This window comes from Sodalis-like endosymbiont of Proechinophthirus fluctus (assembly GCF_001602625.1).
Lineage (GTDB): Bacteria > Pseudomonadota > Gammaproteobacteria > Enterobacterales > Enterobacteriaceae.
On sequence record NZ_LECR01000035.1, the window covers coordinates 2,674 to 14,216 of the forward strand.

The following is an 11,543-nucleotide window of genomic DNA, read 5'->3' on the forward strand; positions in this document are numbered from 1 at the left end:
TGAGGCAATATCCCCTTGGCGAGCGGGTGTTGGTGACGCTATTGAATTTTGCTGCTTCCGCCCGCCTAGCTATGGGCGAGGCGCTGACTAACCTGGCCGAGACGTACATCGGCGAGATCAAGCGAGTGAAACCTTCAGCCAACTGGATGGCCGTCGCGGGATATTCCGGCGAAGATGCCAGCCTGTATCAGGCGGTGAAAGACCTGGGTGAGGAGCTTTGCCCAGCACTGGGGCTGACTATCCCGGTGAGCAAAGGCTCCATGTCGATAAAAATACGTTGGCAGTAAGGATAGGAGAGCGGGAAATGACCACGCCAGTGCCAACGGCAGTTTACGGGTTACGTTGTCGGAAATGGCGTTTGTCGGCCACTGCGGCATTGATGCCAATATCAGAATTCTGGGGGATGATGCGCTGGCCGTTCTATTTAATGAAGAGATCTGGGTGGTTATCCAGATTAACGCCGATAACCGCGATACGGTAACGACTCTGTTCCGCGAGTAAGGACTAGAGGATTGTCTGTACTATCTGGGTACGGCCCAGCCCGGCGATCAGTTTATCTTACGTACCGGGGGCGCCCGCTTTGCATCTATAGCCGCACCACCATTAGAATCTAGTGGGAAGAAACCAGCTGGCAGATGTGGTGGCTGTGCTATAATCGAGAAAGCGCCGATCAGGAACATGCAGCCCGTCAGGATGATAACGATCCTGGCCTGAGTAGTTCTGAGTTTTGATCCTGCCGATGATATCGTCGCGCCTTTTATCGCCAAGGGCGAGCGGCAGAAAGAAAGTCGCGGTACTGTGTGAGTATGGTATGAACCCCCATGTAGAGATGACGGCCGCCTATTACCACGCGGGCCTAGAGTCTATTGATGTGCATCTCTGGCGCGCGCACGTTGGACTGTTTCCATATACTGGTGGCCTGTGGAAGTCTCACCTATGGCGATGTTCTTGGGGTGCGGGTGAAGGTTAGGCGAAATAGGTTTCGTTCAATTCGCAGGTACGTGATTAGTTCGGGGAGTTCTTTCACCGGATGCAGGCCTTGGCGCTCGTAGTATGCAACGAGTGTCAGATATAGTGTCCAATTTGCGCGAACTGATTCCCGGAGCGGAGTTGTGGTCGCGCTTTTTCCTCAATAAATCAGAACGCTTTGAGGCGCAGTTCAGTCTGATCGAAGTTACCTAGAGTCTGTCGCTGTTGTTACAGAGCATCTTCAGCACCCGTCTGCCTATCGCGTCTCCCACGGCGAAGGTCTGAGGCACTGCGCTATGTGGACAACTACGGTAAGGTCATGGAGAACTATCCCGCCAACCCCATGGATCACCTAATTGTATCGCCGCGGTGACCAATGCGAGCGGACGTGTTACGTTGACTATGCCGCATCCTGAACGGTTATTCCATACCGTTAGTCACTCCTGGCATCCCGCAGAGTGGGGCGAGGACGGGCCTTGGATGCGGCTGTTTCGCAATGCGCGCAATCAGCTAAGTTAACACCGTTGGCCAATCCGTGCCGGCGAGCGGTCGTAGTAGAGACAATGGCATGCGGCGGTGGCGCGATGGCTTGAGGCATGCTATTGCCAGAGCAACGCCGATTGGCTGGATTGCTCGTGTAACGCCCTTTCGCCGATTGGCTTACTGCTGTCTCTTTTTACGCTAGGATATTCATCTTTATTTTCAATAATTTTTATTAAAAAGTCAATTTATGTCTCCCGGAGGAGACATACTTATTCGATTTCCGTTTGAATTGCAGGATATCCTAGACGGAAGATAAATAAAATAATATATGAATAATTATAATTGGCGATGTGGCATAGTTTCTGCTATATTTAACTCAGTCGCTCATTCATCTCGATATGACAGCGTCCTGAAGGAAGTTTAATATACACCCTATATCATCCGAATGATGCCAATATATGCTGTACCGGTCCAACGTAACCGTTAATCGCTGCTTCGGCGGTGTAAAAAATCACAGGACGACACTTGAGTAAGGCACCTTATTTTTACCATTAGACACTTGACCTGTAGGCGAGCATCTTCTTTCTTTTCCTGCTGGTGATACTTGACTAGCATCAAGGCTTGTCTGTAAATCCTTTGAGGACGATGACCGTGAACAAATGGCGTTCGTTTCCCCGTTCGCTGTGCCAATTCGTGATCCTGGCGCGCTCAGTCTGGTTGTTACTGCTGCTGATGCTGGCTTAAAAAGCCTGGCAGAGTCTGGACTCCCTGAGCGATCAGATGGCGGAAATAAACCACTCAACGCTGGAGGACGCCAGGCGCACCGAAATATATGACCAGTTTAGCGCTGGCGATGAAGCACAGTTATCGCCAATGTTGCATCCTTAACGACCCACAACATTGGCACGATTATACCAAAATCAACGCTAACAGTATCTACAGACCTTGAGTGGTCTCGGCGATCTGTTGCCGGATCTACGTTATCGTTAATGCCTCGATAGCCTATTGGCCGCCCTCGATAAGCTCCATTGTGAAAACAGCGGCCTTGGCCGACCAGGCTTCGGCACAGCTGGAGTCTTTTCCCATGCTAACGGCGAATTGGGCAGGCGATGCGCGAAAATATTTTGCTCGCGACCCCCAACTGCAGCAGGCAATCGCAGGAACGGGGCGCTTTTGGCTGGTTTGGCGTTTTTGCTGTTTTTCAGTTTAGCGCTAGTATTCTTGTTTACCCGCATGATTACCGGCCCAGTAAAGCGGGTCGAAAGCATAATCAACCGGCTGGGGTAGTGGCAAAAGCTGGCCGCGGATACGCCATTTAGCGCACCGCGTGAAATTCAGTCCTTTGCCCAGCGCATAATTTGGCTAAATGAGCGGCTATCCTGGTTGGAATCCCAGCAGCATAAGTTTTTGTGCCATGTTTCCCTATGAATTAATGACGCCATTCGCCAGCCTGTGCGAATAGGCCTGGCGAATGGCGGACGAAGTGGCGGGTCCGCCTGAGAGCCGATCAGAAAAAATGGCAGCGATTCTTGATAGCATCCACCGCCACTTGAAGCAACGCATTAATTAAACAATTTCTGGATTATAAATCGCCGGTTGGCGGAAAGCCCTATAAGAAGGGCTGAGGAAATCAATCTAGTGGCGATGGTATCAGGCGTTATCGCCGTCCACAACACCTGGCAGCGCGCCCAAGGGTATTCAAAACCACGTAACGCTTGAGGTAACATAATTGCATGGCGCGCCGCCGACGTTTTTAAGCCGGGTTCTCTGGATAATCTGTATTCTAATGCGGTGCACTACGAGCAGTAATCCAGTAACATCTGGAACCGAAGCCGCCTCAGCGGGCAGTGTATCCTACTGGAACTGGCCAATAGTAGGACACCTATCGCTAAAACGGATTGGACTCTGATTTTCAAGCTGTTTTATCAAGGCCGTATCTAGCATCAAGGCTACATCTAGCGTAAAGACGCAGTAAAAGGCAGTACACTGGGATTGAGCATTGCTCGGAGTTGTTCCGTCGTATTCGCGATGCACTCGATTTAGTGAGCGTGGATTACGCCGCGGTCTGCCTTTCACATTACCCTCCCTTAAACCGACGAGAAGTGGTCAATACATGACTGGAGCAGCACGTTCACCACGGCAGACCGCGAGTTACCTCTTTTTGTGTTTGCTAACCATCTCCCGTACGCCGCATCGGTGGTGTTACTGATACTACTACTCTCAGCCTGCCAGCAAGACGGCGACCCGAAACAGCTACTGAGTGAGATGCCGGGAATGGAATCCCGTACCCATTTGGTGGCGGTAACGCTTGCGAAAGTGTGAGATGACATCTAGAAGAGTGACGATGGGGCAGTGAAAATCTGGCTATTGATTAAGCCTTATGGAATGCGCGCCACGCATGACGCCGACGCAGGCACTCGTGGAAACCTGGCAACACTAGGGCGCAAGCTGGCAGCAGGACGACAGTTTTCGCGAGAGCATTTTACTGGGCGAGCAGAGCCAGAGCCAGAACCGGAAAAGAAATTTTAGCGAAGGCGATCCACGCCGCTAGCTCGCGTGCCCATACCCCGTTCGTCGCAATAAACTGCGGTGCCTTACCGGAGACGCTGCTACTGTCTGCGAACTGCTCAGCTATGCCCATGGTGCTTTCACCGGCGCGATTAGCCAGCGTGAAGGGTTATTCCAGGCCGCCGAGGGCGACATTATTTCTTGATGAAATTAGCGATATGCCGCTTTCGTTGAATGAAGGGAAAACTGCTGCAAGAGCACAAGGTGCGCCTGCTCGGCAGCAATCGCGCTATCGATATACGCATTTTCCTCGAGGATCCGTATTATAGATTAAATATCGTCAGCCTGAAACTGCAACCCCTGCATGAACTGGCCGAGGAATATTCCCCTGCTGGCGTAGTATTTATTACGCCTGGCGGCGCAGCGCCATAAACCCTTCGTGCACAGTTTTCCACCGATGTTATGAGAAGACTGGGCCGCCGGCTGGCCCAGTAATGTACGCTGGTGAACGTGATAAATATAGTGTATGGCGTTAACCTCCACGCCGGTCATCGGTGATGCGCTGCTGGATGATACCTCGGCGATGCTACCTTCGTCGCCTAGGCGCACCATTAATTCGAATTGCGCTATTACGCAAGTTATTGCAAATAACCCGTGGAAATGTGACGCAGGCCGCACTGATGGCTGGTCATAACCGTATAGAGTTTTATAAACTCTTTTCCCGCCATATACGATGGACCAGAATAATTTTAAACATTGATTAGTCTTCGTTTCCGATAATCGACGGAGAGCGCTGGTAATCGACTAAGTAGGTGAAGTAATGAAAAACTTGATGCGATAATCAAACCCATCAAATGGGATGACATGCGCGAAGTGCTGGCCGAAGTCAGCATTACCGGGATGATGGTAACTGAAGTTAAAGGAATTAGACGACAAAAAAGGGCATACTGAATTGTATCGCAGCGCGGAGTACATGGTAAATTTCCTGCATAAATTGAACTGATGGTGCCGGATGATGTCGTCGACACCATTATGCACACCGCCCAGACTGGCAAGATCGGCGATGGCAAAATTTTTGTCTTCGACGTAGTGTGTGTGGCACATCGGCACCAGCGATTAAGATGAAGAATCCATCTAAGGTTCGCTGCCAGCGGCCCAAGCTATTGGAAAAATAACCACGTTGTGCCGGCGTCTTAAGGATCAGCCCGCGAGGCATCACGGGAATACCGCAATGCTTAGGCGTTAGGTGTGGGCGCGCGAGCCGTGAATGTGCAACGCACAGGATACCGCAGAGGGGGAACCCGCGCGTGAATTTTTCTTCCTTCGCGATGAAAATATTTCGCTATTCGGATCAAGAGAAGGAAATCGTTTGCGTAAAAAGCAGCGCTGGACTCTATCGGAAATTAGAAAAAAAAAGACTACACTGACGGCTTGGTTGTTCCCCCTAGTTGTTCCCCTAATTTAATCGCCATAGTAGGCTGAGAGTCGGGAGAAATAGATGTTGAATCGTGATATGAACATTGCGGATTATGATGCCGAACTGTGGCAGGCAATGGAGCAGGAGGTAATGCGCCAGGAAGAGCACATTGAACTGATTGCATCTGAAAACTACACCAGCCCACACGTTATGCAGGCACAGGGCTCACAGTTGACCAATAAGTATGCTGAAGGCTATCCCGGCAAGCGTTACTACGGCGGATGTGAATATGTTGACGTGGTGGAGCAGTTGGCCATCGATCGTGCCAAAGCGCTGTTTGGCGCCGATTATGCAAATGTTCAGCCACATTCGGGATCACAAGCCAATTTCGCCGTTTATACCACCTTGCTGCAACCGGGCAATACTTTGCTGGGGATGAATCTGGCGCACGGTGGTCATTTGACCCATGGCTCCCCGGTCAACTTCTCCGGAAAATTATACAATACTGTGCCTTACGGTATTGATGAAAGCGGCCATATCGATTATGAGCAACTGGCCAAACTGGCGAAAATCCATCAACCGGAAATGATTATCGGTGGTTTCTCCGCTTATTCCGGCATGGTGGATTGGGCTAAAATGCGGCAAATTGCCGACAGTATTGGCGCTTATCTGTTTGTGGATATGGCCCACGTAGCGGGCCTTATCGCCGCCGGAGTGTATCCGAACCCGGTGCCTCACGCACACGTGGTGACTACCACGACCCACAAGACGCTGGCCGGCCCCCGCGGCGGTATGATCCTGGCACAAGGAGGTAGCGAAGAGCTGTACAAAAATCTGAACTCCGCCGTGTTCCCTGGTGCGCAGGGTGGTCCGTTAATGCATGTGATCGCCGCCAAGGCAGTCGCGCTAAAAGAGGCAATGGAGCCCGCGTTCAAAACCTACCAGCAGAAGGTAGCCAAAAACGCCAAGGCCATGGTGGAGGTTTTCTTGTCGCGCGGGTTTAAAGTTGTTTCCGGCACTACCAATAATCACTTATTCTTGCTGGATTTAGTGGATAAAAACCTGACAGGGAAAGAGGCAGATGCGGCCCTGGGACGTGCCAATATCACCGTCAACAAAAACAGCGTACCGAACGATCCAAAAAGTCCGTTCGTTACCTCCGGGGTACGTATCGGCACGCCAGCGGTCACTCGACGCGGTTTTACTGAGACCGATGTGCGTGAGTTGGCTGGCTGGGTGTGCGACGTGCTGGAAAATATCAATGACGATACGGTGATTGAACGGACTAAAAATAAAGTGCTGGATATTTGTGCCCGCCACCCCGTTTACGCTTGACGGCACCGAACGGTTTTAACGAGGTAAGGGGGACGGGACTGCATAGCTCTTGCTGGCATAACCACGGTCACAAACAGCTAAAGGTTCCCCGCGGGGTCGTTTTTGTTCCTGGCGGTGCTGAGGCGCGCTTTAGTTGCCCGCGGCGCCGGACTGGCAGTATCGCAGACGGGTTCAGGATTCGAGCAGATTGCGTATCTGCTGGCGCTGTACGGTATTTCACCTTCCGGTGGCATAGGGCGAACTGATACAGCGTGCCGGTTTCGACTTTGAGAGTTGCGCGAGATCGCGTCGTGTGGTCTCGGGATCCGTCCCGTATTGGTGCGCCAGCTATGTCAGTGAGTAGAGCCCCGTTGCTAAATACAGCTATAGCAACAGATGGCTGCGTCTGCCGGAAGCGGATAGTGTATTCCGTACGCGGTCAGACCCGACCACGGCAAATTTGTGATTACCACCTATCTTGCCACCCATCCCCAGCTGCGGCAAAGTTTGCTGATAATGCCCTGGTCGCGGCTATATTATAGGGCTTGATGGCGATATTGCTGGTTACCTTGACGCTCAATTTGCTGCATCTTTCTTCTCGTACGCTTCATCTTGGCCAATTCTGGCTAGAAAAGGCCAGTTTTTCCTAGTGGGAGGGGGGAGGTGGACCTCTAGATGACATACGCTCAAGCGCTTACACCCGCTATTACGGGACGCTGTAGAACTGGATAAGGCGCTGGCTGTCTGGGTATTAACACCGGTGGAGTATTACAACCCCGTGGGTTGCGGTTATGGGCACTGTTACTTGCCGCGGATGAATAATTGCAGGCGGTCGATGGTTGGTACGATCGCTACCGCCGTAGTGGTGGCGATGGGATTGCACCTCTGCTCTGGCAGTGTTGGTACTGCTGTTTGCCAAAGTGATTGGCACATATGCTTGGAGCGTCTTGTCCGCGCTTATGATAGCCGGTGGTACGGTGCTGATGCTACTGGTGTTCTTCGGTCGTCGCGTCGCTGAACGGCTGATAACGCCGCGTGCTCCGTCTCTTTGGCATAATGTGGTATGGCCAATGCTGGTGCTTACCGGTAGCATGCTGCCGTATTTCAGCGCGGTGTCACAGATGGTAAGCGGTATCCACCCGTTTAGCGTCATCACACCACTGCCCCACCATGCCGCCATCGACAAACAGCAGATGGCCATTGGCGAGGAATACCACCGCGCTAATCAATTCCTGAGGTGTCTCCTCTACGCCCGGCGGGCGTACGCTGGAATAACCACGTGTTGAATGCGTCGTCCTCCGCCGGGGAGGCCGGTCATTTCGGTCTTGAAATAGCCTGGCGAGATACCGTTGACCTGGATATTATAGAGCGTAAGCTCAGCGCACATCTCACAGATCAGCATTTTGACCGCCCCCTCTAGCGGCAGCATAATAAAGGGTAATGTATGGTTAGGGCGGGTAAGCTTGCATTGCATCGAGCTGATATTGATAATTTTTCCGCGACGGCGCGTCACTATCCGCTTTGCCACCTGTTGAGAAACCAGAACAGAAATATTGCCTTCTGGTTTATGTTGGTAATGTCATCCCATTCAGCTTTGGGAAAAGCTAGCAGCGGATGCAGGCGATGAATACCTGCATTATTGATTCAGTATGTCGATCGAACCCTGGTGCTGTTATAGTTGCTCAATCGCACGGTTGACATCGGCTCTATCGATAATATCATAGCTCACGCTCAATACGCCTAGGTCATCGGCGCGCAGTTATTCCGCGCGACCCTCTCGGCGTTCGCCGAGGTCGTCACTGTTACGATAACGCTGACGCTATAAAGATCGAGGCCGTTGGCTAGCAGATACGCTAGCCCCTGGCACAGCCGGTGATGAATTCCTGTTTTCCGGTTAAATCAAACAGATCAAACAAATTGTGCATCCACTCCTCCTTACTTGAGAAGTGAGTGAGGCATTCGGAGGGGGTTAGCCGCTGCGGCGATTTTCCCCCAGGTGACTTCTCTCTACCACGATTTGTCCATAATGAAAATGACCTTGTGTGGGGTGAATGGTAAGAGTAAACTTGAGAAGCTACTGTGATGGATGGGACGCTGAAAGGCAAGTAAGACTGGGGTAACGGCGAGTTTTATTAGGGAAATGAAAAGGAGGTATAAATAGATCTTAAATGGAAATTATGGACATAACCTGTTGGACAGCGACAGGTTCTGAGCCGATAATGCCAAGGCCGGTGGCGATGTACCAGCCCTGGATATATCCAGCCATGGATAAAGCTTAGCGCTTCATCGCCTCGCTCGGTTAGTTGTGCATAATCGAAAGCATGGCTTTTACGACGCGGGGATTACCGGCCACAATATTGCCGGAAAGCAGGTGATCATGGCCACCGGTAAAATCCGTGACCAGACTGCCTGCCTCACGCACCAGCAGTTCGCTGCCGGCAAAGTCCCAGGGCTTCGAGCTGATTTCAAAAAAACCGTCCACGCGGCCAGCTGCTACATAGGCAAGATCCAGCACTGCGGAGCCGGTGCGGCGGAAATCCGCGCACTGCGCGCAGTGTACGAACAGTTTGCTCACCAGGGCGATATAGCTGTTGGCATGCTGTTTTTGTTTGAAAGGAAAACTGGTAGCCAAAATGGTGCCATCCAGATCGCGTGCGCTACCGCCGCGCAGGCGGTAGCCGTTCAACTGGGCGCCCTGACCGCGGGACGCAGTGAATAGCTCATTACGCATGGGATCATAAACCACGGCCACTTCTGTGCGGCCTTTAATGCGCACGGCAATGGAAACGGAAAAGTGGGGAAAACGCTTGATAAAGTTGGTAGTACCATCTAATGGGTCGATAACCCATTGTATATCTGTGTCTTCTTCGGCCAGCTCGCTGCTTTCTTCGCCGATAATAGTGTGATGCGGATAGGACTTTCTGATAATTTCAACAATCAAACGTTCCGCTTCGTGGTCAACGTTAGTGACAAAGCCGTTGATGCCTTTCTGGCTGGCTTTGACGGCGTCAGGGGTTTCGTAATGTTTGACGATCAAATTACCCGCCATTCGCGCAGCGCGAATGGCAATGTTGAGCATCGGATGCATGGATATCGTCCACTAAAATAACTAAAACGGCGCGGAGAGTATAGCAAAGCGTCAGCAAAAAACCTACGGCTATGCTACCTTATCGCCCACATTTCCTCTGAATTATAAGATTATGATGCATAATATCCGCATCATTCTGGTTGAAATGTCTCATACCGGCAATATTGGCTCGCCCGCGCGATGAAAAACATGGGATTAAACAATCTCTACCTGGTCAATCAATTGCATAAGCCAAGCCCGATTCACAGACTATCGCCATATCCGCCGGCGCTAATGATATTATTGGCAATGCTACCTTGGTTGACAATCTCGATCAGGCGTTAGCCGGTTGTAGTTTGGTGGTGGATACCAGTGCCCGTTCGAGGACACTTCCCCTGGCCGATGCTGGAGACGCGTGAGTGCGGTGTGAAAAGCGTGCAGGAAGCGGCTTCAAGCCCCGCGGCCCCGGTAGCGCTTTTATTTAGCCGTGAGCGCATCGGCCTGACTAATGATGAATTACAAAAATGTCATTTCCATGTCCAGATCCCGTCCAAATCCTGAATACAGTTCTCTCATCAACTTGGCGATAGCAGTACAGATTTTGGCGTATGAAGTCCGAGTCGTCTGTCTGAAAAGTCAGAGCTATGACGCGACGGCGCAGGAATCCCCAGTTTATCATCTAGCAGAAGATTTGGAGCGTTTCTACCAACAATTGGAGCATGTACTGAGCGCGATCGGTTTCATCCTGCGCGCCAATCCGGGAACTGGTGATGAACAAGTTGCGTCGACTGCTCAATCGCGCTCGGCCGGAAAGTCAGGGAGCTGAATATCTTACGTGGGATGTTTACCTCCATAAGAGAGTATCCGCAAAAGCCGCAAAAACCCTATTCGGGATGCCGGCAGCTATCGTCTGGGTGCACAGAGAGCCGTTTCAGACACGGTTTCGTCTTCAGACGGGGACAAGATTTACGCCGGTGACTGTTGCAAACATAGCCAGCGGAAGGGAATAAATATCTGAGATAATTATTCGGTTAACTAGTTGATTACTATAGTCAGGAATGGTATAATTTTTCTACGTTACTTTCACTAGTATTCTGATCATGAGACTAACTTCCAAAGGCCGTTATGCGGTTACCGCCATGCTTGATGTCGTCCTACATTCCGGCAAGGGACTCCGTGCCGATCGCCGGAATTTCCGAGCGCCAATGCGTTTCCCTTTCCTATTTGAAGCGGCTCTTCTCACGCCTGCGCAAGCATTATTTAGTGGTGAGCATCTGGGGGCCGGGTGGGGTTATTTGCTGGGTCGCGACTCTGATAAGATTGCCGCCGGCGCGATTATCACTGTCGTGGATGAATCATTGAACGCTACACGTTGCCAGAGTAAAGAAGGCTGTCAGGGCGGTGATCGCTGCCTGGCCCATACCCTATAGCGCGATCTTAGCGTACTCATCATCGAGTTTCTTAACAATATTACCCTGTGGCCTATAACTGGTCAGTAATGAAGAAATTCTTGATATCGTCTATCGTCAAGATAACGATAGGTGCCGTCCGATCGCCAACAGCCGACCTCAGGAAACGATTAACGTCAACTTGCGCTCTTGAGTACAATTTAAGGATGTCCGTTTTTATTGATGCCCCGAGTTTGGAGTTAACTCTTCATGAAATTACCGATTTATCTTGATTACTCCTCTACTACGCCGGTTGATCCGCGGGTGGCGGAGAAAATGATGCAGCATCTTACGCTGGACGGTATTTTCGGTAATCCGGCTTCCCTATCCCATCGTT

4 protein-coding genes and 7 pseudogenes are annotated in these 11,543 nt (G+C 51.3%); 9 read left to right on the plus strand and 2 right to left on the minus strand.

What is annotated here, in order from left to right; translation table 11 throughout:
- The 6 genes and pseudogenes from BG74_RS16555 to glyA form a co-directional block, all read left to right on the plus strand.
- A pseudogene (locus tag BG74_RS16555) lies at nucleotides 1-1,488 on the plus strand (phosphoribosylformylglycinamidine synthase subunit PurQ); the annotation flags it as partial.
- Between the two features lie 2,160 nt (nucleotides 1,489-3,648).
- Entirely contained in the window at nucleotides 3,649-3,774 is a 126-nt protein-coding gene (locus tag BG74_RS18865; protein WP_256364211.1) for a hypothetical protein, read from the plus strand.
- 215 nt (nucleotides 3,775-3,989) lie between these two features.
- Nucleotides 3,990-4,133, plus strand: a pseudogene (locus BG74_RS19490) (sigma 54-interacting transcriptional regulator); the annotation flags it as partial.
- A gap of 61 nt (nucleotides 4,134-4,194) precedes the next feature.
- Nucleotides 4,195-4,392 carry a hypothetical protein gene (locus tag BG74_RS19500; protein WP_066596741.1) on the plus strand — a complete coding sequence of 66 codons (198 nt, stop codon included), beginning with the start codon at nucleotides 4,195-4,197 and terminating at the stop codon, nucleotides 4,390-4,392.
- Nucleotides 4,393-4,824: 432 nt separating this feature from the next.
- A pseudogene (locus tag BG74_RS03920) lies at nucleotides 4,825-5,085 on the plus strand (P-II family nitrogen regulator).
- Nucleotides 5,086-5,458: 373 nt separating this feature from the next.
- Nucleotides 5,459-6,712, plus strand: coding sequence for a serine hydroxymethyltransferase (glyA, locus tag BG74_RS03925; RefSeq protein WP_066596743.1), 1,254 nt, complete (start codon nucleotides 5,459-5,461; stop codon nucleotides 6,710-6,712).
- A 1,094-nt stretch (nucleotides 6,713-7,806) separates the two neighbouring features.
- On the opposite strand, the pseudogene BG74_RS03930 reads toward glyA, so the two are convergent.
- A pseudogene (locus BG74_RS03930) lies at nucleotides 7,807-8,616 on the minus strand (SDR family NAD(P)-dependent oxidoreductase).
- Between the two features lie 374 nt (nucleotides 8,617-8,990).
- Nucleotides 8,991-9,779 (minus strand): inositol-1-monophosphatase, encoded by a 789-nt coding sequence (suhB, locus tag BG74_RS03935; protein ID WP_066596745.1) that lies wholly within the window; start codon nucleotides 9,777-9,779, stop codon nucleotides 8,991-8,993.
- Between the two features lie 112 nt (nucleotides 9,780-9,891).
- On the opposite strand from suhB, the pseudogene trmJ reads away from it, so the two are divergent.
- From trmJ to BG74_RS10550, 3 pseudogenes are all read left to right on the plus strand, one after another.
- A pseudogene (gene trmJ / locus BG74_RS03940) lies at nucleotides 9,892-10,640 on the plus strand (tRNA (cytosine(32)/uridine(32)-2'-O)-methyltransferase TrmJ); the annotation flags it as partial.
- Between the two features lie 218 nt (nucleotides 10,641-10,858).
- A pseudogene (locus BG74_RS03945) lies at nucleotides 10,859-11,360 on the plus strand (Rrf2 family transcriptional regulator).
- A 56-nt stretch (nucleotides 11,361-11,416) separates the two neighbouring features.
- A pseudogene (locus tag BG74_RS10550) lies at nucleotides 11,417-11,543 on the plus strand (cysteine desulfurase); the annotation flags it as partial.